Genomic DNA, 20,310 nt, shown 5'->3' on the forward strand with positions numbered 1-20,310 from the left:
ATGCACCTGACTGTCCTGGAGCGTGTCTTGCCTGTCCCGAGAGTCCCCGACAAGGGCAGCGTCACCCGGCGGGGGTTCGGGGTCCTGCGGGTCGCGATCTGGGAGGAGCCGGGCATCTTCGCGCTGTCCGTGCTCGCCTCGATGCTGTACGGCGGGATGACCGTCGCCGGCGGCTGGGCCCTCGGCTGGTCCACCGACCACGTCATCCGGCCCGCGTTCGAGAGCGGTGACACCAGCGCCGGTGCGATCGCGACGCTGATCTCGCTGTTCATCGGCATCGCGATCCTGAACGCGATCGGCGTCGTCGGCCGGCGGCTCGGGGCCGGCGTGATGCAGTTCCGGCTGCAGGCGACGTACCGCCGCCGGGTCACCCGGCAGTACCTGAAGCTCCCGCTGGAGTGGCACCACCAGCACTCGACCGGCATGTTGCTGTCGAACGCGAACGCCGACGTGGAGTCCACCTGGTTCGTGATCGCGCCGCTGCCGATGGCGATCGGGGTGATCGCGATGCTGGTGTTCGCGACCATCGCGATGTTCGCCGCCGACGTCTGGCTGGCGCTGGTTGGCTGCCTGGTCTTCCCGCTGGTCTTCGTCGCGAACGTGATCTTCCAGCGCTACCTGCAGCCGCTCGCGACCCGCGCGCAGCAGCTCCGCGCCGACGTCTCCGAGGTCGCGCACGAGTCGTTCGACGGCGCGCTGGTGGTGAAGACGCTGGGCCGGGAGGCCGCCGAGACCGAGCGCTTCCGCGGCCCGACGTACGCGCTCCGGGACGCGAACATCGCGGTGAACAAGGCCCGCGGCATGTTCGACCCGGTGATCGACGGACTACCCCGGCTCGGGGTGCTCGCGGTGCTGCTGGTCGGCGTCGCGCGGGTCAAGTCCGGCGGCGCCGACGCCGGTGACGTGGTCCAGGTGGCGTTCCTGTTCACGCTGATCGGGTTCCCGATCCGCGCGCTCGGCTGGGTGCTCGGCGAGCTCCCACGCTCGGTCGTCGGCTGGGACCGGGTGCAGCGGGTGCTGACCGCCGAGGGCGGGATGGAGTACGGCGAGGCGAAGCTGACGTCGGCGAAGGCGGCCCGGCTGCAGGTGGCCGGCGTCCGGTTCGGGTACCTGCCCGAGCGCGACGTACTCGCCGGTGTCGACTTCACCATCGAGCCGGGCCGCACGGTCGCGGTCGTCGGCCCGACGGGGGCAGGCAAGTCCACCTTGACCACGATGCTGACCCGGCTCGTGGATCCGGAGTCCGGAGCCGTCAAGGTGGACGGGATCGACCTGCGCGAACTGGCGCGCGACGAGCTGGCCGGCTCGGTCGCGCTGGTGGCGCAGACCGCGTTCCTGTTCGACGACACGATCCGCGGCAACATCACGCTCGGCGGCGACTACAGCGACGACGACGTCTGGGACGCGCTGCGGATCGCCCAGGGCGACGGGTTCGTGAAGTCCCTGGCGGACGGACTCGACACCAAGGTCGGCGAACGCGGTACGACGCTGTCCGGTGGGCAACGGCAGCGGATCGCGCTGGCGCGGGCGCTGGTCCGGCGGCCGCGGCTGCTGATCCTCGACGACGCGACCAGCGCGGTGGACCCGCAGGTCGAGGCCCGGATCCTCGCCGGACTGCGGTCCGCGGTCCAGGCCGACGAGGGCGCCGCGACGACGGTGCTGGTGATCGCGTACCGGAAGGCGACGATCTCGCTGGCCGACGAGGTGCTGTTCCTCGACCACGGCCGGATCCTGGCGCACGGCACGCACACCGAACTGCAGCAGAGCACACCCGCCTACCGGGACCTGGTCGACGCGTACGAGAAGGACGCCGAGCGCCGTCAGGAAGAAGCGGAACTCGACGAGGAAGGGGTATCCGCGTGAGCGCGGCCGAGGCGAGCCGGTTGGATCACGGCGACAACGCGGGCGGTCTGCAGACCCTGAAGGAGGGCCTGAAGGTCTCGCCCGAGCTGGCGCGCGGGTGGTGGCTGACCGGGATCCTGGCGCTGACCATGACGGCCGGGCGGATCGTCGTACCGATCGCGGTGCAGCAGACGATCGACAAGGGGTTGTCCGGCCCGGGCGGTCCGGACACGTCGTATGTCGCCTGGATGTGCCTGGTCTGTGCGCTCGGCGTGATCCTGACCGCGGGAGCGTCGTACCTGACGACCGTGCGGCTGGCGGTCAACTCCGAGCACGGGCTGGCGACGATGCGGATCAAGGCGTTCCGGCATGTGCACGACCTGCCGGTGCTGACGCAGAGCACCGAGCGGCGCGGCGCGCTGGTCAGCCGGGTCACCTCGGACGTCGACACGGTGTCGCAGTTCCTGCAGTTCGGTGGGTTCATCTTCCTGGTCAGTCTCGGGCAGATGCTGCTCGCGACGATCGTGATGTTCTTCTACTCCTGGCAGCTCGCGCTGGTGGTGCTGGTCTGCTTCGTCCCGCTGTTCGGCAGCCTCAAGTACCTGCAGCGCGCGATGTCGGCGGCGTACGGCGTGGTCCGCGCGAAGGTCGGCGAGATGCTGTCGGCGATCGCGGAGCCGGTCGTCGGCGCGCAGGTGGTCCGCTCGTACGCGATCGAGAAGCGCACGCAGGACCGGATCGACGCGTCCATCGAGGACTACCGCAAGACCGCGACCAAGGCGCAGGCGATCACCGGTCTGACGTTCTCGATCGGTGGTCTGGCGGCCGGCCTGGCGAACGCGGGCGTGCTGACCGTCGGCGTGCTGCTGGGTGTGGACAAGCAGGCGACGCTGGGTGAGCTGCTGGCGTTCATGTTCCTGGTGGCCCTGTTCTCGGACCCGGTGCAGATCGCGACGCAGGTGCTGACCGACGCACAGAGCGCGTTCGCCGGCTGGCGGCGGGTGCTCGGCGTGATCGCGACGCCGGCCGACGTCGTGGACCCGGGGAGCGAAGGCGTGCGGCAGCCGCGCGGGCCGATCACGGTCGAGTTCGACGACGTGGACTTCGCGTATCCGGAGGGTGAGTTGGTGTTGCGCGACGTCGACGTACGGATCGAGCCGCACCGGCGGGTCGCGGTGGTCGGCGAGACCGGGTCGGGGAAGACGACGTTCGCGAAGTTGCTGACCCGGTTGATGGATCCGACGTCCGGGGCGGTGAAGCTGGACGGGGTGGACGCCAAGGAGATCTCGTTCGAGTCGCTGCGGGAGCGGGTCGTGATGGTGCCGCAGGACGGGTACCTGTTCGACGCGTCGCTCGCGGAGAACGTGCGGTTCGGGCGGCCGGACGTCACCGACGCGGAGCTCGTGACGGCGTTCGACTCGCTCGGTCTGGCCGACTGGCTGGAGTCACTGCCGGACGGGCTGGAGTCCCCGGTCGGTCAGCGCGGCGAGTCGCTGTCGGCGGGGGAGCGGCAGCTGGTCGCACTGGTGCGCGCGAACATCGCGGACCCGGATCTCCTGGTGCTCGACGAGGCGACCTCGGCCGTCGATCCCGGGACGGAGGTGCGGGTGAACGCTGCGCTCGAGCGGCTGATGGCCGGGCGTACGTCGGTGACGATCGCTCACCGTCTGTCGACGGCCGAAGCCGCGGACGAGGTGCTGGTGTTCGACGAGGGAGAGATCGTCGAACGCGGCCCGCACGCCGAGCTCGTCGGTGCGGGCGGGGTCTACACACGACTACACGACAGCTGGATCGCCCAACGCGACGCCGTCTGACGCGAGCCGGCGTACAGGCGCCCTGCTGCTACGGCGCGGTCAGCCGGACGCCGAACGGGCAGTGCAAGCCGCGGCTGGATCGTGCAGCGCAGCGGCGTTCGGTGCGAGTCGGCGTACTGCAGGTCTGGTGAGGCGGCGTACTGCAGGTCTGGTGCGAGGCGGCGTACTGCAGGTCTGGTGCGAGTCGTCGTACAGCAGGTCTGGTGCGAGGCGGCGTACCGCAGGTGTGGTGCGAGGCGGCGGACAGCAGAACGGGTAGTGTCCCGCCGCCCGCGGCGGAGGCTGCGCTGGGCGCGGCCGGCCGGCGGGCGGGATCGGGAGCACTACCCGTTCTCGGTTACACCTGCCCGGTGTCAGGGGGTCGGGGCGGCACCGTTCTCCCGACCGGCCCCGGGCTGCGGGACCAGCAGGAACTCGACACCGCCCTTGTCGTCGACCGCCGCGTCCAGGATCTTGTCGTCGAGGGCGTTCGCGGCGTTCTGCTCGAGGAAGACCCGGGCACCCGCCTCCTCGACGACCTGGTCACCCGGCTGCGGTGCCTCGGTCGTGGTCACCGCCAGTGCCGGATCCGCCGGGTTCTCCTGCGAGATCCGCACACCGGCTCCCTCCGGCGCGCCCTCGACCCCAGTGATGCTCTTGATCACCAGTGTCGCGTTCTCAGTCAGGGTCAGCACAGCCACTCCATCCGTCGGTTGTCACTTGAGCCCGTCCCGTGCCCTCCCCGCCAAATCACAAACCCACCCGGCCCACCCTTCTCTCCCCGCGAGTTTGTGCATGCACTCCGTGCCGATCCGCGCCCCCTCCACGGACCTCATGCACAAAGTCGCCGCATACAGGCGATCGGGTGGCGGGTGCTGGGGCTGGGGGCTGGGGGCTGGGGGCGGTTAGGCGGCCGGGCGGGCGGGGCGCGTGGGGGCGGGACGCCAGGCGGGGGTGGGGCCGGTACGGCGGGAGCCGCGGGCGAAGGCGGCGTGGAAGCGGCGGATCAGCTCGGCGGGCCGCAGTACGGCGTCCTCCCAGCCGAAATGCACGAGCTCGAGTCCACGATCCGCGAGCCGCTGGTCGCGCTCGAACGACCGGCGCAGGCGCGCGCGGCGCTCGGTCGCGGTCGGCGCCTCGAACTTCTCCAGTCCGTCGGCCTCACCCACCGTGCGGAAGTGCGGCCACCAGAAGTCGACCCGTTCCGTCAGCCAGCGTGCGCCGTCCCAGAACTGTGCTTGCAGGATCGGCGTCGGCAGATCGCCTTCGACGAACACGATTCGCGCGAACGACTCCAGTGCGGACTCCGACAGCCGATCGGCGAGCGCGACGGCCCTTCGCGCGTTCACGATCCCGGGCCATCGGTACTGCCGCGCCAGTACGGCGTCGAGGTCGTCGCGGAGTACCGGACCGGCCAGGGCGTGATCGACGGTCACCACGGCTTCGGGCAGTGGAAGCTCGCGCGCGATGTCGACCGTGGTGCGCGGCACGGAGGTCAGCCAGAGCCCGCGCCGAAGTTCGAGATCGGCCTCGGTCAGTCCGGCCCGGCGCAGGACGACGTCCGGGCGTTTCAGGTTCCGGCGCGGCCCGGGTTCGCAGCTCAGCCACATCGGCTCCGCAGCCGATCGCGAGTCGCGGTCGGACCAGGTCCGCAGCCCGACGAGTTCGGCTGCGGTGAAATGACTGATCACCGACCGCGGATGCGCCGCCTGGGCGCAGGCGGCGACGGCGAGTCGGCGGTCGACGGCGCCGGCGACGTACCGGCCGTGCGCGTGCTGCAGGTGGCTGCGCCGGACGAGTCGCTCGATCTCGAACTTCTGCAGGCCGATCGCCAGCAGTTCCGCGTGCTGCATCGGCCGGCTCCACCGGCGTACCAGCGCCGCCCGAACCCCAGCCGACAGCCTCTCCACCCCTCGATCCTCGCCGACCAGGCCACCACCTCGCTCGACCGCCTGTGGATAACCCGCCTTGTGCACGGTTGCCGTACGCCGGTACGCGCAAGACGCGGACGCGGTGCACAAAGTGGAAACGGGAGTGAAACCGGTGTGCGGAGGGGTGGGGGGATGGTGTGGGATCGGGGGTATGGCGATTGCGATGGGTACTGCGGGGGTCGGGGAGCTCGGGGATGTTGTGGGGGCGTTGCGGGACTGGACGCGGGAGGGGGTGCCGCTGCAATTGCACCCGGGGGATCTCGGGTGGTTCTGGCGGTTCGGGATCGAGCGGACGGCGGCCGCGACGCGGATCTGGCGGCGGGACGGGGAGATCGTCGCGATCGGGATGCTCGACGAGCCGGACTGGGTGCGGATGTCGATCGCGCCGGACGCGCAGCGCGACGAGGAGCTCGCGCAGCGGATCGTCGCCGACGTGTCCGACCCGGCGGCCGGCGTCCTGATCGAGGGCAAGGTGTTCGTCGAGACACCGATGGGCGCTCTGGTCCAGGACCTGCTCTTCAAGGACGGGTGGAACCCGGACCAGCCGTGGATCCCGCTCCGCCGCGACCTCACCGACCCGGTTCCGGACCCGGGTGTCCGGGTCGACGTGATCGGCGCCGAGGAGGCGCACGAGCGGGCCGGCGTACAGCGCGCGTCGTTCGACGGGTCGACGTTCACCAACGAGCGCTGGTTCGCGATGGCGGACGGTCTGCCGTACGACGACGCACAGTGCCTGGTCCTGCGGAACGACATCGGCGAGTCCGTCGCCGCCGCGACGATCTGTCGGCGGGCGCGGGCAAGCCCGGGTACATCGAGCCGATGGGTGTCCACCGGCTGCACCGCGGGCGTGGATACGGTACGGCGATGGTGCTCGCGTGCGCGCGGGCGATGCGGGAGCTGGGCGCGTCCAGCATCTACACCTGCACGCCGGCGTTCAACGTCGGCGCGGTCGCGACGTACCAGGCCGCGGGCCTCGAGGCGTTGGACGAGATCCGCTCGCAGTACCGGGAGGCCTAGGCAGCGGCGTCGTCCGCGGCCCGGAGCACGCGGCGGATGTTGCCACCGGCAAGTTTTCCGAGTTCCTCGTCGCTCCAGCCGCGGTCGGCCAGCGCCCTGAACAGCACCGGGTACGACGCCACGTCCGGCAGCTCCACCGGGAAATCCGGGCAGCCGTCGTAGTCGCCGCCCAGACCGATGTGGTCGACGCCGGCCACCTCGCGGACGTGTTCGACGTGCTCCACCACGTCCGCGAGCGTGACGGCCGGCTCGGGGAGGCCGTACATCGCCTCCAGTTGTTCGCGGTGCTCGCGGCCTTCCATGTCATGTTCCTTCGCGAGCGCCCGCAGTCCGTCGAGCCAGTCGACGTACCGCTGGGAGACGAAGTACGGGACGAAGGTGACCATGCAGACGCCGTCGTTGCGGGCGAGCGTCTCGAGGACGTCGTCGGGCGCGTTCCGCGGTACGTCGCAGACCGCGCGCGCCGACGAGTGACTGAAGATCACCGGTGCGCTCGTCACCCGCAGGGCGTGCCGCATGGTGTCCGCCGAGACGTGCGAGAGGTCGACGAGCATGCCGATCCGGTTCATCTCCCGGACGACGTCCGCACCGAACTCGCTCAGCCCGCCGAGCACCGGCTCGTCGGTCGCCGAGTCCGCCCAGGAGACGTTGTTGTTGTGGGTGAGCGTCATGTACCGGACGCCGAGGCTGCGCATCACCCGCAGCACTCCGAGCGACTCGCCGATCGAGTGGCCGCCCTCCATACCCATCAGCGACGCGATCCGGCCCGCCTTGATCGCCGCGTCCACGTCGTCGGCGGTGTCCGCGAGCTGGAGCTCGGACGGGAACCGCGCCACGAACCGCCGGACGAAGTCGAGCTGCTCGAAGGTACGCCGTACCGCGTGCTCGTCCTGCGGTACCCACAACGACCAGAACTGGGCGCCGACGTGACCGGCGCGCAGCCGCGGCAGGTCGGTGTTCAGCTCCGGCACCGGCCCGGAGAGGTCGTGGGCATCCAGGTCGTACCCACACAGCTCGTAGAACGCAATCGGCAGGTCGTTGTGCCCGTCCACCACCGGATGCTCGCCCAGCACCGCCTCGACCCGCGCCTCACTCGTCGTCATTCCCTCATCCTGTCAGGCCTGCTGGTAGCTCGCCCGCGGGGTGGCGAACGTGTCAACAACCCGCCGAAGCACCTCCAGTACGCCGAGCCCGGGCAACTCGTCGTACCCGATCGCTGTCCCGGCCTGCACGATCAGGTGCTCGGCGACGGTCGGCCAGAAGCCGAAGCCCTCGCCGGTGTTCTCCTCGGTGCGCGGGTCACGGGTGCTGAACGCGGTCCGGATCGATCCGGGCTCCGGGGTGAGGAACAAGCCGGAGGCGTCCGCGTCGTGGACGAGTGCGCTGAGATTGCCGGCGACGACCGGGCCGTCCCAGCTCTCGGCCCAGGCCGACGCGTCCGCGGACAGCGCGAAGCGCCATTTGTGCGTCCGTTCGGCGAACTCCTGCTGAGCCAGGTCCCGGCGTCGCCGGTTCTCGGCGTAGTACGCGTTCAGGTCCACTGCGGCCTCCCGTGGTCGGGGCACTCGTCCTCATCGGAGACAATAGGCCGGTGGACATCGACGAGTTGACCTTCGACGCGGCCGGGCTGATCCCCGCAGTGGTGCAGCAGTACGACACGCGCGAGGTCCTGATGGTGGGCTGGATGAACGCCGAGGCGGTACGCCGTACCGCGCAGACCGGGCGGAGCACGTTCTGGTCGCGGAGCCGGCAGCAGTACTGGGTCAAGGGCGAGACCAGTGGCCATCGTCAGCACGTCAAGCAGATCCTCGTCGACTGCGACGCGGACACCCTGCTGGTGCTCGTCGACCAGGAAGGACCGGCCTGCCACACCGGTACCCGCAGCTGCTTCGAGCACGGCGAGATCGAGGTGGGGGCGTGACGGTTCCGGAGCTGGAGACCTTCCGCGAGTACGCGAAGGACCGCCGGGTCATCCCGGTCACCCGGCGGCTGATGGCCGACGCCGAGACGCCGATCGGGGTGTACGGCAAGCTCGCCGCCGAGCGCGAGGGGACGTTCCTGCTCGAGTCGGCGGAGAACGGCGGCGTCTGGTCGCGGTACTCGTTCATCGGCGTCCGCTCCGCCGCGACGCTGACCGAGCGCGACGGTGAAGCGATCTGGACCGGCAACCCGCCCGTCGGCCTGCCGCAGACCGGTGACCCGCTGCAGGCGCTCCGCGAGACCCTCGAGATCCTGCACACGCCGCGGCTGCCGGACCTGCCGCCGCTGACCGGCGGCATGGTCGGCTTCCTCGGGTACGACGCCGTCCGCCGCCTGGAGCGGTTGCCGGACACAACCACCGACGACCTCGGTCTGCCCGAGCTGACGTTCCTGTTCGCCACCGACCTGGCCGCGCTCGACCACGAGACCGGCGAGATCTGGCTGATCGCGAACGCGGTCAACTGGGACGACTCCGACGACCGCGTCGACGAGGCCTACGCGGACGCCGTACGCCGACTCGACGCGATGGAGCGCGACCTCGCGCAGCCCACCCCGTCGTACGTCGTCCAGGCGGACCGCCAGGCCCAGCCGGACCCGCACCGGCAGCGCTCCAGCGCGGAGTACCGGGAGGCCGTCGAGCACGCCAAGGAGGAGATCCGGGCCGGCGAGGCGTTCCAGATCGTCGTCTCCCAGCGGTTCGAACTGCCGACCACCGCGTCGGCGCTGGACATCTACCGGGTACTGCGCCGGTCGAACCCGAGCCCGTACATGTACCTGGTCCGTCTGGACGGTTTCGACATCGTCGGCTCCAGCCCGGAGGCGCTGGTCAAGGTCACCGACAACAAGGTGATCCTGCACCCGATCGCGGGCACCCGACGCCGCGGCGCGACGCCGGAGGAGGACCACGCGCTCGAGGAGGAGCTGCGCGCGGATCTGAAGGAGCGCGCCGAGCACCTGATGCTGGTCGACCTCGGCCGCAACGATGTCGGCAAGGTCTGCGCGCCGGGCACGGTCGAGGTCGTCGACTTCATGGACGTCCGCCGCTACAGCCACGTCATGCACCTGGAGTCCACGGTGACGGGCCGGCTGGCCGCCGGCCGGACCGCGTTCGACGCGCTCACCGCGGCGTTCCCGGCCGGCACGTTGTCCGGGGCCCCGAAGCCGCGGGCGATGGAGATCATCGACAAGCTCGAGATCACCCGCCGCGGCGTGTACGGCGGCGTCGTCGGGTACCTGGACTTCGCCGGGGACGCCGACACCGCGATCGCGATCCGGACCGCGGTGCTGCGCGGCGGGACGGCGTACGTGCAGGCCGGTGCGGGCATCGTGGCCGACTCCGACCCGGACTCGGAGGATGCCGAGTGCCGCACCAAGGCAGCGGCGGTGCTGAACGCGATCGCCGTCGCGGGAACGTTCCGGGACGTCTGATGGGAAAACCGCAGCGACTGGTCGACGCCCTCACGGTGCTGGCGCTCGCGCTGCTCGCGTTGTCGGCGTACCTGACCTGGGTCACGGTCGACCCGGGCAACGGCCGGCTACCGGTGCATTTCAACGGCTACACGATCACCAAGGCCCCGGTCACGCTGGCGCTCGCGTCGGTGGTCGCGGTCGTGGTGATGAAACTCGCCGGTACGGCGCTGCGCCGGGTGCTCGGGGGATTGGTCCTGGTGATGGGTGCGATCGCGGTCGTCGTCGCCCTGACCGTGCGGCCGAGCAGTGCAGAACTGAGCCGGCTGCGGCCGGAGATCAGCGACGTACTCGCGGACCGGGTGACGCAGAGCGGAGGCCCGGCGCCGTGGTTCGCGCTCGGCGGCGGGATCGCTTTGGTCGCGGCGGGTCTGATCGCGATCCTGACCGCGCATCGCTGGCGTCGCGCGACCCAGCGTTACGAGCGTGATCCGGCTGCCTCACCAGCCGATCAGTGGAAGGCGATCGACGCCGGGGAGGACCCGACTCTCTGATCGCGGCGGGCTACCGCCACAATAGGACCGGGACGACGAGGAGGAGTGGCGCCAACTATGGACAATACGGTGGCCGATCAAACATCAGCCCGGATCGAGGAGGAAGCACCTCACGATCTGCACGGCAACAGTCCGGCGGCCTGGACCGCGGTGGCGATCGTGCTGGTCGCGTTCACGCTCGGGGCCATCGCGATGGTGCTCGGCCCGAACTGGGTGCTGTTCTGGATCTCTGTCGGCATCGCGGTGGTAGGCGCGCTGGCCGGCAAGGTGCTGCAGTTGCTGGGCTTCGGGGTCCCGAGCGACGGCGACCACTGAGGGGCGGACGGACATGACTGTGCTTGACGACATTCTCGCCGGGGTCCGTGCGGACCTCGCGGAGCGCCAGGCGCGGGTCAGCCTGGACGACCTGAAGCTGGAGGCCCAGCGCAAGCCCGACGCCAAGGACCCGATGCCGGTGTTCCGCGGCGACGGGATCGCGGTGATCGCCGAGGTGAAGCGGTCCAGCCCGTCCAAGGGCGAGCTGGCCGAGATCACCGACCCGGCCGCGCTGGCCGGGGAGTACGAGCTGGGTGGCGCCGCGGCGATTTCGGTGCTGACCGAAGAGCGCCGGTTCAACGGCAGCCTGGACGACCTGCGCGCGGTCCGCGGCCGGGTCGACGTGCCGGTCCTGCGCAAGGACTTCGTGGTCTCGTCGTACCAGCTCTGGGAAGCGCGGGCGGCCGGCGCCGACATGGTGCTGCTGATCGCCGCGGCGCTGGAGCAGGAGGCGCTGGTCTCGCTGATCGAGCGGGCCCACTCGATCGGTCTGTGCCCGCTGGTCGAGGTGCACGACGAGGAGGAGACCCGGCGTGCGGTGGACGCCGGCGCTCAGCTGATCGGCGTGAACAACCGGAACCTGAAGACTCTCGAGGTCGACCGGGACACCTTCGCGCGGGTGGCGCCGACGATCCCGACCGAGCTGGTCCGGGTGGCGGAGTCCGGTGTCCGCGGCCCGCATGATGTAATCGAGTTCGCGCGCGCCGGGGCCGATGTCGTCCTCGTCGGTGAGACCCTGGTGACCGGCCGCGATCCTCGCGCCTCGGTCGCCGACCTCGTCGCCGCCGGATCGCACCCCGCCATCCAGCAGCGGCACTAGCAATCCCAACCGGTCCAAACGGCACTGGGAAAGAAACTCTCCCGCGCCGTCTGGGCCGGGCTTGGAAGGTTTTTCGGATGAGTACTGTGCTGCCCGACCAGTTCGGGCACTTCGGCCGTTTCGGCGGCAGGTTCATGCCGGAGGCGCTGATCGCGCCGCTCGACGAACTGACGCAGGCCTGGCGCGACGCCATGGCCGACCGCGAGTTCACCGACGAGTTCGAGCGGATGCTGCGCGAGTACATCGGCGCCCCGAGCCTGCTGTACGACGCGACCCGGCTGTCCGACGTGGCCGGCGCGCGGATCCTGCTGAAGCGCGAGGACCTGAACCACACCGGCGCGCACAAGATCCGGAACGCGATCGGCCAGGCGCTGCTCACCAAGCGGATGGGCAAGCCGCGGGTGATCGCCGAGACCGGCGCCGGTCAGCACGGTGTCGCGACGGCGACCGCCTGCGCGTACCTCGGTCTCGAGTGCGTCGTCTACATGGGCGAGGTCGACACCGAGCGGCAGGCGCTGAACGTGGCCCGGATGCGGTTGCTGGGCGCCGAGGTGATCTCGGTCAAGACCGGCAGCCGGACGCTGAAGGACGCGATCAACGAGGCGCTGCGGGACTGGGTCGCGAGCGTCGACAAGACGCACTACATCCTCGGTACGGCGGCCGGTTCGCACCCGTTCCCCGCGATGGTGCGCGACTTCGTCCGCGGTATCGGTGACGAGGCCCGCGAGCAGTCCCTCGCGCTGCTCGGCAAGCTCCCGGACGCCGCGGTCGCGTCGGTCGGCGGCGGGTCGAACGCGATCGGCCTGTTCACCGCGTTCATCCCGGACGAGGGCGTGAGGCTGTACGGCATCGAGCCGGGCGGCGACGGGTTCGAGACCGGCCGGCACGCCGCCACGATCAGCGCGGGGCAGGTCGGCGTACTGCACGGTGCGCGGTCGTTCCTGTTGCAGGACGAGGACGGGCAGACGATCGAGTCGCACTCGATCTCGGCCGGGCTGGACTACCCCGGCGTCGGTCCGGAGCACGCGTGGCTGGCGGAGACCGGGCGGGCGTCGTACCGGCCGATCACCGACGCGGAGGCGATGGAGGCGTTCCGGCTGCTGTCCAAGACCGAGGGCATCATCCCGGCGATCGAGTCCGCGCACGCGGTCGCCGGCGCGCTCGACGTCGCCAAGGAACTGGGGCCTGAGGCAACAATTCTGGTGAACCTGTCCGGTCGCGGGGACAAGGACATGGACACGGCGGCCAGCTGGTTCGGCCTGGGTGAGAAGGGGGCCGGCGATGAGTGAGCTCGTTGCCCTGGGCAAGGCCGGCGCGGCGATCCGGAAGGCGAACGACGAGGGCCGCGGCGCTCTGGTCGGCTACCTCCCCGCCGGGTACCCGACGTACGACGGGGGCGTGGACGGGATCAAGGCGCTCGTCGACGGCGGCGTCGACGTGATCGAGATCGGCCTGCCGTACAGCGACCCGGTGATGGACGGCGTCACCATCCAGCGCGCCACCGAGATCGCCCTCGCCGGCGGCCTGCGGACGCGTGACGTCCTCAGTACGGTCGAGAAGGTCGCGGCGTACTCCGATGTCCCGGTGCTCGTGATGACGTACTGGAACCCGATCGAGCGGTACGGCGTGGACCGGTTCGCGGCCGATTTCGCCGGGGTCGGGGGAGCGGGGCTGATCACCCCCGACCTGATCCCGGACGAGGGCGCGGAGTGGATCGCGGCCGCGGACAAGCACGACCTGGACAAGGTGTTCCTGGTATCGCCGTCGTCGACCGACGAGCGGATCGCGATGACGACGGCGGCCTGCCGCGGCTTCGTCTACGCGACCGCTGTGATGGGTGTCACCGGCGCCCGGGACAAGCCGTCGGACCTCGCGGCGCCGCTGGTCGCCCGCGTGAAGGCAGCGACGGGTGTGCCGGTCGGCGTCGGTCTCGGCATCTCGAACGGCGACCAGGCAGCCGGTGTGGTGGCGTTCGCGGACGCGGCGATCGTTGGCGCGGCCCTCGTCAAGGCGCTCACCGACGGCGGCCCGGCCGGGGTGCGCACGCTCACCGAGGATCTGGCCGGCGGCGTCCGCCGGGAACCTCGCGGCACCGTTGAGCGTTAGTACCGCCGTGAGTCGAACCAGGAACGCGGTGCTCCTGCTGACCGCGGTGGCTCTGCTCGCCCTCGCGGGCTGCAGTGGCAAGGACGAGAAACCCGACAACCCCGGCGGTGCGATCATCCGCAGCAGCCAGGACCCGAACGGGTTGCGCGGCGCGACGCTGGACCGGCCGTACTCGATGCCCGCGGCAACCCTGACCGACACCGGCGGCAACCCGTTCAACCTGGTCACGTCGACGAAGAAGCCGGTCACGCTGGTGTTCTTCGGGTATACGAACTGCCCCGACGTGTGCCCGACGGTGATGGCCGACGTGGCGTCCGCGCTGACCAAGCTGGACAAGCCGGTGCAGGACCAGATCCAGATGCTGTTCATCACCACGGATCCGGCCCGCGACACCGGCCCGGTGATCCGCAAGTACCTGGACCGGTTCGACCCGGCGTTCACCGGGCTGACCGGATCGCTGACGTCGATCAAGGACGTCGCCAAGGCGGTCGGCGTGCCGGTGGAGGGGATGCAGAAACTGCCCTCCGGTGGGTACGAGGTCGGTCACGGAGCGCAGGTGATCGGGTTCGGGAAGAACGACAAGGCGACCATCATCTGGTTGTCGAACGCCGCGATCGGTGACCTCGCCCACGACTTCGGGAAGCTGGTCGAGGACAACCAGTGAAGCGTCGCTCCTGGTTCGGATGGGTCTCGCTCGGGGCTCGGCTGCTGCTCGGCGGTGTGATGCTGGTCGCGGGCGCGCTCAAGGTGACCGATCCGGAGACGGCCGCGCAGGCGGTCCGGGCGTACGAACTGCTCCCGTCGGCGCTGGTGCAACCGGTCGGCTGGGGGCTGCCGTTCCTGGAGATCGCGATCGGGTTGCTGTTGATCGTCGGCTTCGGTGTCCGCGCGTCCGCCGCGGCCGCGGGTGTTTTCCTGGTGGTGTTCATCGCCGCGGTGTCGTCCGCCTGGGCTCGCGGTCTGTCGATCGACTGCGGCTGCTTCGGCGGCGGCGGCGCGGTCGCACCCGGCCAGACGAAGTACCTGCAGGAGATCCTCCGTGATCTCGGGCTGCTGGTGCTGGCGGGGTGGCTGTGGTTGTTCCCGGCGAGCAAGTTCGCCGTCGTATCCGAAGCACAAGGAGTCGCCGCGTCGTGAGCAAGACCAATTCCCCCGGGAATCCGCTGCTGCAGCCGCAGAAGCGCCGGGTCTCGCCCGGGATCGTCGTGGTGATCGTCCTGGTCCTGGCGCTCGCCGCCGGGGTCGGCGTGCAGTACTACCGCGGTCACTCCAAGGTCGAGGTGAGCTCGAACGGCCGCGCCGAGCCGGCCGTGATCACCGGTCCGGGCACGGACGGCAAGGGCGTCACGGTCGGCAAGGCCGGCGCCAAGGTGAACATCGACCTGTACCTCGACTTCCGCTGCCCGCATTGCGCGGAGTTCGAGAAGGAGAGTGGCGCCACCGTCGACGAGCTCGTCCAGGACGGTACGGCGACGCTCACGTACTGGCCGTTGCAGTTCGTGAACCCGGACGCCTCGCCGCGGCTGGCGAACGCGTTCGCCGCGGCCGCCGCGAACGGCAAGGCTTTGAGCTTCGCCGACGAGATGTACGGCGACTTCTCGAAGTCCTGGACCACCGACCAGCTGATCGAGCTCGGCAAGCAGCTCGGGGTCGGCGACCAGAAGTTCCAGCAGGCGTTGCAGAACAACACCTACGCAGGCTGGCTGGAGTCCGTCAGCAAGGCGTCCGACGACCGCGGTGTGACCGGGACGCCGACCGTCTACGTGAACGGTAAGCAGCTCGCCGCCGACCAACTGTCCGCCGAAGGGCTGCAGAAGGCCGTTGACGCGGTCGCAAGCTGAGGCCCCATCGTGACCGTGCGTTCCTGGCCGTGTTCTGGTGGGTCGAGTAGCGTTCCCCTTTGCCATGTCTAGTCTGATTCCCGCCGTGATGGTTCCGGCGTTCATCCCTAGTCCGAGCCAGGGTGTCTGGCACGTCCTCGGCGTACCGATCCGGGCGTACGCGCTGTGCATCCTGGCCGGCATCTTCGTCGGCTACTGGCTCGGTCGCCGGCGCTGGGTGGCGCGTGGCGGGTCCGCGCCGGTGCTCGCCGACATCATGTTCTGGGCGATCCCGTTCGGGTTGATCGGTGCCCGCATCTACCACGTGGTCACCGACGCCGAGCTGTACTTCGGCGAGGGCAAGCACCCGATCGACGCGCTGAAGATCTGGCACGGCGGGCTCGGTATCTGGGGCGCGGTCGGCTTCGGCGCGCTCGGCGCGTGGATCGCCTGCCGGCGCGCCAAGGTGCCGTTCCTGGCGGTCGCGGACGCGATGGCGCCCGGGATCGCGCTGGCGCAGGTGTTCGGCCGGTTCGGGAACTACTTCAACCAGGAGCTGTTCGGCCGCCCGACCACGAAGCCGTGGGGCCTGGAGATCGCGCCGGAGCACCGCCCCGCCGGGTACGCCGACTTCGCGACGTTCCACCCGACGTTCCTCTACGAAGCGGTCTGGAACCTCGGTGTGGTCGCATTGCTACTGATCGTCGACCGCCGCTTCAAACTGGGCCACGGACGGGCGTTCTTCCTGTACGTCGCGGCGTACACCGCCGGTCGCGCGTGGATCGAGAACATGCGGATCGACACCGTGAACCACTTCCTCGGCCTCCGGCTGAACGTGTGGACCGCGATCATCCTGTTCGTGATCGCCGTCGTCGCCTTCGCCATCAGCGCCTGGAAACGCCCCGGCCAGGAAGACATCTCCACGGGCACGGCCTCCGGCGGAACCGCCGAGCCGGAGAAGGCTGCGGAACCGGCTCGGACGGAGGAGTCTGAGAAGGTGGAAGAGTCCGATCCGCTCGAGGAGTCCGGCAAGGTGGATGCGGGCAGTACCAACGGTTCCCCGAAGTCCGAGTCACCCGACGGGTCCCGTGACTGAGTATCCGCAGGTTTCCCCGGAGCATCACGGTGATCACACGCACCGCGATGTGAACGGCGGCTGGCTGCGGCCGGCGGTGTTCGGCGCGATGGACGGGCTGGTCTCGAACTTCGCGCTGATCGCCGGCATGGACGGCGGCACCAGCTCCGGCTCCAAGTTCATCGTGCTGGCCGGCCTCGCCGGGCTGGCGGCCGGAGCGTTCTCGATGGCCGCGGGCGAGTACACCTCGGTCGCCTCCCAGCGGGAGCTGGCGCACGCCGAGATCGAGGTCGAGCGCTCGGAGATCAAGAAACACCCGGTCGACGAGGAGATCGAGCTCGCCGAGACCTACCGCGCCAAGGGCCTCGACCCGGACCTGGCCAGCAAGGTCGCCAAGCAGTTCCACGCCGACCCCGACCAGGCCCTCGAGGAGCACGTCCGCGAGGAGCTCGGCATCGACCCGGGCGACCTGCCGAACCCGGTGGTCGCGGCCGCGTCCTCGTTCGTCTGCTTCGCCGTCGGTGCCTTCGTCCCGCTGGCGCCGTACCTCGTCGGCGCGGGCAACGTCCTGCCGTCGCTGATCCTGTCCCTGACCGCCCTGTTCATCTGCGGCGCGGTCGTCTCCCGCGTCACCAGCCGCTCCTGGTGGTACTCCGGCCTTCGCCAACTGCTCCTCGGCGCGGCAGCCGCCGGCCTGACCTACTTCGTCGGCACGCTGGTCGGCCCGGGGATCGGTTGACTCGACGCGAACAGTCCGCTGTAGGCGTTCAGCGCGGGCTGGCCGCCGAGGTGGGCGTAGAGGACCGTTGAGTCCTTGGGGATGTCGCCGGTGCGGATCAGGTCGATCAGCCCGGCCATCGACTTTCCCTCGTAGACCGGGTCGATGATCATGCCCTCGAGCTGACCCGTCAGGCGGATCGCGTCGAGCGTGGACTGCACGGGGATGCCGTACTCGTCGCCGGCCCAGCCTTCGAGGACGGTGATCTCGTCGTCGCGGAGGTCCCGGCCGAGGCCGATCAGGTCGGCGGTGGCGCGCGCGATCCGCTCGACCTGGTCGCGGGTCTCCTGGAGCTTGGCGCTGGCGTCGATCCCGATCACCCGCCGCGGCCGCTCCTGGCCGGCGAACCCGGCGATCATCCCGGCATGCGTCGAGCCGGTCACCGAGCAGACCACCACAGTGTCGAAGAACACCCCGAGTTCGCGTTCCTGCTGCTCGACCTCGTACGCCCAGTTCGCGAAGCCGAGTCCGCCGAGCCGGTGGTCCGAGGCGCCGGCCGGGATCGCGTACGGCGTACCGCCGCGGGCCTCGACGTCCGCGAGGGCCTGCTTCCAGCTGTCCTTGAACCCGATCCCGAACCCGGACGGGTCGAGCCGTACCTCGGCGCCCATGATCCGGCTGAGCAGGATGTTCCCGACCCGGTCGTTGAGCGCGTCCGGCCAGTTCACCCAGTTCTCCTGGACCAGGACGGCCTTCATCCCGGCCTTCGCCGCCACCGCGGCCACCTGCCGGGTGTGGTTCGACTGGTACCCACCGATCGACACGAGCGTGTCGGCGCCGCGGGCGAGCGCGTCCGGCAGCAGGTACTCGAGCTTTCGCGTCTTGTTCCCGCCGTACGCGAGCCCGGAGTTGCAGTCCTCCCGCTTCGCCCAGATCTTCGCGCCCCCGAGAGCGGCGCTGAGCCGCTCCAGCGGGTGCACCGGGCTCGGCCCGAACAACAACGGATAGCGGGGAAAATCGGTCAACGCCATGGCTACCATCCTCCAGGTGCTCGCTCGGCCAGGAACCATCTTCACCCGCGATTCGGCCTTCTACGACGGGTGGTTGACGGCTTCTTCGACGATCGGGGACAGCTCGGTCAAGCGCAGTACGTGATCGACGGGATCGGGTTGCGCGAGGGCCCACGCGGCTCGCGCGACGAGCGTGATCGCGGCGGTCAGGACGGCGCCGCGCCGTACCTGCTCCGCCGGGAACGCGGACGAACTGCCTGCTTGGTACGCGGCGACGAGGTTCTCGGCCGGTGCGCGGGTGGACTGCAGGAGATAGCCCAGATCGAACCCCAACGGGCCGATGCCGAACTGGTCCCAGTCCGCCGCGATCACATCGTTTCCGTCGCGCCGGAGCAGGTTGAGCGGGTGCGCGTCACCGTGGACGGGCAGCTGCGGGAGCCGATCGAGCTCCGCCAGTACCTCCTCCCGCCGAGTCCACAGCAGGCCGCAGGACCGCCGTACGCCGGCCGGCAGGTCCTCGGCCGTGGCACAAGCCGCCCAACCGCCGTGTACTGCGTCGTCCGCCAGCCGATCCCGCAGGATCTGCCGCGAGAACCAACGGGCGGGCTCGAGCTGGTTCAACCCGAACCGCCCGAGCGCGGCAGCTGCCTCCTCAGGCGTCACCGGGCTCGGCGCGACCGCTTCGAACCACAGGGTGATGCCGTCCGGATCGGTCTCTGCCTTGAGGAACCGCGGCGCGCGCAGGCCGCTCGTCAGCTCGAGGAGCCCGGAGCTCGCCAGCTCGGCCTGACGGCGCCAGTACGCGTACCGGCTCGGCCGATCGTCGCCGGGGATCAGCCGCTTGACGACCTGCCGGTCCGGCGTCCGCCACACCCCGCCGTGGGTGATGTCGGTACCGGCGGCGAGCAGCGTCCAGTCCCGCCCAGGTTCCCATCGCATCGCGCAGGTCTACCACCGGCCAGGCTCATCATCGGGGTACGACGATCTGCGCCGCCTCCTCCACCACTCCCGACAGCCGGGCCAGCCGCGCGAGATGGTCGCCCTGGTCTGGTTGCGTCAACGCCCACGCTGCCCGAGACACCCCGGTGTACGCCGCGACGATCGCCGTACCGCGTCGTACCTCTCTGCCCTCTCCGCCATGCGCGGCGACGAGCTCGTCCATCGGTACCTCGACCCCGAGGAGCAGGTAGGCGAGATCGAAGCCGACCGGGCCGAGGCCGAACTGCTCCCAGTCGATCGCGACCACGTCGTCCCCGTCGCGGCCGAGCAGATTCACCGGATGGGCGTCCCCGTGCGTCGGGACCTGGGGGAGCGCGTCGAGAACGGCGAGCGCGTTGTCCCGGTGCTTCCACAGCGCCTCGATCGCCGGCGTCGCCCGGCTCGCCCGCGTCAGTACAGACCACCCGCCGCGCCGCTCTACGGTCGCCAGGCGGTCCCGAAGTACGTCCCGGGCACCCCAGGCAGGCTCGGCCACCGAACACGCTGCGAACCGCCCCAGAGCCGCAGCCAGGCCCTCCGGAGCCCACGCCGACGGAGCGACGTACGCCATCCGCACCGTGATTCCGTCCACATCGCGCTCGACCCCGAGGCATTCCGCCGTACGGAGGCCTCGCGTGCCGGCCACGATCCGCGACGATGCGACCAGCGCCTGCCGCTCCCAGTAGGCGTGGTGGCGCGGGTCCTCGACGCCGGGGAGGAGGCGCTTGACCACCGCGCCGTCAGGCGTTCGCCACACGCCACCGGTGGCCTGTCCGGTGCCTGGGGTGAGCGCTTGCCAGTCGGGGGAGGGGTGCCACGGCATGGCACCGGCCTATCAGCACCAGGCGGGTCTCAGCAGGTGAATTTCAGGTGGCGTGGGTGGTTGCGGGTGCCCTCTGCTGGGAAGATAGGAGGCTAGTAGTGAGCGCTTGCTTACTGTGGGT

22 protein-coding genes are annotated in these 20,310 nt (G+C 70.3%); 15 read left to right on the forward strand and 7 right to left on the reverse strand.

The features are described from left to right. The first annotated feature begins 27 nt into the window (after positions 1 to 27). On the forward strand, positions 28 to 1,863 hold the full coding sequence (locus ACFYRH_RS13870; protein WP_387773331.1) for an ABC transporter ATP-binding protein: 1,836 nt from the start codon (positions 28 to 30) through the stop codon (positions 1,861 to 1,863). Next, positions 1,860 to 3,656 (forward strand): ABC transporter ATP-binding protein, encoded by a 1,797-nt coding sequence (locus ACFYRH_RS13875; RefSeq protein ID WP_387773334.1) that lies wholly within the window; start codon positions 1,860 to 1,862, stop codon positions 3,654 to 3,656. The genes ACFYRH_RS13870 and ACFYRH_RS13875 overlap by 4 nt, the downstream gene beginning before the upstream one ends. 353 nt (positions 3,657 to 4,009) lie before the next feature. On the opposite strand, the gene ACFYRH_RS13880 is transcribed toward ACFYRH_RS13875, so the two are convergent. Together ACFYRH_RS13880 and ACFYRH_RS13885 are read right to left on the reverse strand one after the other, a co-directional pair. Further along, a complete protein-coding gene (locus ACFYRH_RS13880) occupies positions 4,010 to 4,330 on the reverse strand; it encodes a Fe-S cluster assembly protein HesB (protein ID WP_387773337.1) in 321 nt (106 codons plus the stop codon). Positions 4,331 to 4,540: 210 nt separating this feature from the next. Beyond that, positions 4,541 to 5,545, reverse strand: coding sequence for a hypothetical protein (locus ACFYRH_RS13885; protein ID WP_387773340.1), 1,005 nt, complete (start codon positions 5,543 to 5,545; stop codon positions 4,541 to 4,543). 840 nt (positions 5,546 to 6,385) lie between these two features. Here ACFYRH_RS13885 and ACFYRH_RS13890 point away from each other — a divergent pair. After that, positions 6,386 to 6,583 carry a GNAT family N-acetyltransferase gene (locus tag ACFYRH_RS13890; RefSeq protein ID WP_387775273.1) on the forward strand — a complete coding sequence of 66 codons (198 nt, stop codon included), beginning with the start codon at positions 6,386 to 6,388 and terminating at the stop codon, positions 6,581 to 6,583. Here the strand turns inward: ACFYRH_RS13890 and ACFYRH_RS13895 are convergent. Next, on the reverse strand, positions 6,580 to 7,686 hold the full coding sequence (locus ACFYRH_RS13895) for a dipeptidase (RefSeq protein ID WP_387773342.1): 1,107 nt from the start codon (positions 7,684 to 7,686) through the stop codon (positions 6,580 to 6,582). The two genes, ACFYRH_RS13890 and ACFYRH_RS13895, sit on opposite strands and share 4 nt — an antisense overlap. A gap of 12 nt (positions 7,687 to 7,698) precedes the next feature. Beyond that, on the reverse strand, positions 7,699 to 8,124 hold the full coding sequence (locus tag ACFYRH_RS13900) for a hypothetical protein (protein WP_387773345.1): 426 nt from the start codon (positions 8,122 to 8,124) through the stop codon (positions 7,699 to 7,701). Positions 8,125 to 8,174: 50 nt separating this feature from the next. Here ACFYRH_RS13900 and hisI point away from each other — a divergent pair, with 50 nt between their 5' ends. From hisI to ACFYRH_RS13960, 12 genes are all read left to right on the forward strand, one after another. After that, complete coding sequence (hisI, locus tag ACFYRH_RS13905; protein ID WP_387773348.1) at positions 8,175 to 8,504, forward strand: phosphoribosyl-AMP cyclohydrolase; 330 nt, start codon at positions 8,175 to 8,177, stop codon at positions 8,502 to 8,504. Further along, positions 8,501 to 9,991, forward strand: coding sequence for an anthranilate synthase component I (locus ACFYRH_RS13910; RefSeq protein ID WP_387773351.1), 1,491 nt, complete (start codon positions 8,501 to 8,503; stop codon positions 9,989 to 9,991). Before hisI ends, ACFYRH_RS13910 begins: the two co-directional genes overlap by 4 nt. After that, complete coding sequence (locus ACFYRH_RS13915; protein WP_387773354.1) at positions 9,991 to 10,524, forward strand: Trp biosynthesis-associated membrane protein; 534 nt, start codon at positions 9,991 to 9,993, stop codon at positions 10,522 to 10,524. The genes ACFYRH_RS13910 and ACFYRH_RS13915 overlap by 1 nt, the downstream gene beginning before the upstream one ends. A gap of 57 nt (positions 10,525 to 10,581) precedes the next feature. Then, a complete protein-coding gene (locus tag ACFYRH_RS13920; RefSeq protein ID WP_387773357.1) occupies positions 10,582 to 10,839 on the forward strand; it encodes an HGxxPAAW family protein in 258 nt (85 codons plus the stop codon). A gap of 13 nt (positions 10,840 to 10,852) precedes the next feature. Beyond that, complete coding sequence (gene trpC / locus ACFYRH_RS13925; RefSeq protein ID WP_387773360.1) at positions 10,853 to 11,659, forward strand: indole-3-glycerol phosphate synthase TrpC; 807 nt, start codon at positions 10,853 to 10,855, stop codon at positions 11,657 to 11,659. Between the two features lie 77 nt (positions 11,660 to 11,736). Continuing rightward, entirely contained in the window at positions 11,737 to 12,948 is a 1,212-nt protein-coding gene (trpB, locus tag ACFYRH_RS13930; RefSeq protein WP_387773363.1) for a tryptophan synthase subunit beta, read from the forward strand. Beyond that, on the forward strand, positions 12,941 to 13,765 hold the full coding sequence (gene trpA, locus ACFYRH_RS13935) for a tryptophan synthase subunit alpha (RefSeq protein ID WP_387773366.1): 825 nt from the start codon (positions 12,941 to 12,943) through the stop codon (positions 13,763 to 13,765). The genes trpB and trpA overlap by 8 nt, the downstream gene beginning before the upstream one ends. A 7-nt stretch (positions 13,766 to 13,772) precedes the next feature. After that, on the forward strand, positions 13,773 to 14,429 hold the full coding sequence (locus tag ACFYRH_RS13940) for an SCO family protein (protein ID WP_387773369.1): 657 nt from the start codon (positions 13,773 to 13,775) through the stop codon (positions 14,427 to 14,429). Further along, positions 14,426 to 14,902, forward strand: coding sequence for a MauE/DoxX family redox-associated membrane protein (locus ACFYRH_RS13945; protein ID WP_387773372.1), 477 nt, complete (start codon positions 14,426 to 14,428; stop codon positions 14,900 to 14,902). The genes ACFYRH_RS13940 and ACFYRH_RS13945 overlap by 4 nt, the downstream gene beginning before the upstream one ends. Further along, positions 14,899 to 15,606, forward strand: coding sequence for a DsbA family protein (locus ACFYRH_RS13950; protein ID WP_387773375.1), 708 nt, complete (start codon positions 14,899 to 14,901; stop codon positions 15,604 to 15,606). Before ACFYRH_RS13945 ends, ACFYRH_RS13950 begins: the two co-directional genes overlap by 4 nt. Positions 15,607 to 15,670: 64 nt before the next feature. Further along, positions 15,671 to 16,681: a prolipoprotein diacylglyceryl transferase gene (gene lgt / locus ACFYRH_RS13955; protein ID WP_387773378.1), complete on the forward strand. Its 1,011-nt coding sequence runs from the start codon at positions 15,671 to 15,673 to the stop codon at positions 16,679 to 16,681. Continuing rightward, positions 16,674 to 17,399 (forward strand): VIT1/CCC1 transporter family protein, encoded by a 726-nt coding sequence (locus ACFYRH_RS13960; protein WP_387773381.1) that lies wholly within the window; start codon positions 16,674 to 16,676, stop codon positions 17,397 to 17,399. Before lgt ends, ACFYRH_RS13960 begins: the two co-directional genes overlap by 8 nt. Here ACFYRH_RS13960 and ACFYRH_RS13965 read toward each other — a convergent pair. From ACFYRH_RS13965 to ACFYRH_RS13975, 3 genes are read right to left on the reverse strand one after another with little or no spacing between them, the layout of a single operon-like run. Next, positions 17,360 to 18,409 carry a 1-aminocyclopropane-1-carboxylate deaminase gene (locus ACFYRH_RS13965; RefSeq protein ID WP_387773384.1) on the reverse strand — a complete coding sequence of 350 codons (1,050 nt, stop codon included), beginning with the start codon at positions 18,407 to 18,409 and terminating at the stop codon, positions 17,360 to 17,362. The two genes, ACFYRH_RS13960 and ACFYRH_RS13965, sit on opposite strands and share 40 nt — an antisense overlap. Before the next feature lie 60 nt (positions 18,410 to 18,469). Then, a complete protein-coding gene (locus tag ACFYRH_RS13970; protein WP_387773387.1) occupies positions 18,470 to 19,327 on the reverse strand; it encodes a phosphotransferase family protein in 858 nt (285 codons plus the stop codon). Between the two features lie 28 nt (positions 19,328 to 19,355). Continuing rightward, positions 19,356 to 20,189 carry a phosphotransferase family protein gene (locus tag ACFYRH_RS13975; protein ID WP_387773390.1) on the reverse strand — a complete coding sequence of 278 codons (834 nt, stop codon included), beginning with the start codon at positions 20,187 to 20,189 and terminating at the stop codon, positions 19,356 to 19,358. Between the last annotated feature and the right edge of the window lie 121 nt (positions 20,190 to 20,310).

The sequence above is a fragment of the Kribbella sp. NPDC004875 genome (assembly GCF_042873375.1).
Classification (GTDB): Bacteria; Actinomycetota; Actinomycetes; order Propionibacteriales; family Kribbellaceae; genus Kribbella.

What these genes read in the sequence shown, in the direction of transcription:
- ACFYRH_RS13895 (WP_387773342.1), bottom strand. Translation starts at nt 7,686, where the DNA reads ATGACGACGAGTGAGGCGCGGGTCGAGGCGGTGCTGGGCGAGCATCCG.
- ACFYRH_RS13915 (WP_387773354.1), top strand. Translation starts at nt 9,991, where the DNA reads ATGGGAAAACCGCAGCGACTGGTCGACGCCCTCACGGTGCTGGCGCTC.
- ACFYRH_RS13975 (WP_387773390.1), bottom strand. Translation starts at nt 20,189, where the DNA reads ATGCCGTGGCACCCCTCCCCCGACTGGCAAGCGCTCACCCCAGGCACC.
- ACFYRH_RS13965 (WP_387773384.1), bottom strand. Translation starts at nt 18,409, where the DNA reads ATGGCGTTGACCGATTTTCCCCGCTATCCGTTGTTGTTCGGGCCGAGC.
- ACFYRH_RS13920 (WP_387773357.1), top strand. Translation starts at nt 10,582, where the DNA reads ATGGACAATACGGTGGCCGATCAAACATCAGCCCGGATCGAGGAGGAA.
- trpA (WP_387773366.1), top strand. Translation starts at nt 12,941, where the DNA reads ATGAGTGAGCTCGTTGCCCTGGGCAAGGCCGGCGCGGCGATCCGGAAG.
- lgt (WP_387773378.1), top strand. Translation starts at nt 15,671, where the DNA reads ATGTCTAGTCTGATTCCCGCCGTGATGGTTCCGGCGTTCATCCCTAGT.
- trpB (WP_387773363.1), top strand. Translation starts at nt 11,737, where the DNA reads ATGAGTACTGTGCTGCCCGACCAGTTCGGGCACTTCGGCCGTTTCGGC.
- trpC (WP_387773360.1), top strand. Translation starts at nt 10,853, where the DNA reads ATGACTGTGCTTGACGACATTCTCGCCGGGGTCCGTGCGGACCTCGCG.
- ACFYRH_RS13890 (WP_387775273.1), top strand. Translation starts at nt 6,386, where the DNA reads ATGGGTGTCCACCGGCTGCACCGCGGGCGTGGATACGGTACGGCGATG.
- ACFYRH_RS13970 (WP_387773387.1), bottom strand. Translation starts at nt 19,327, where the DNA reads ATGCGATGGGAACCTGGGCGGGACTGGACGCTGCTCGCCGCCGGTACC.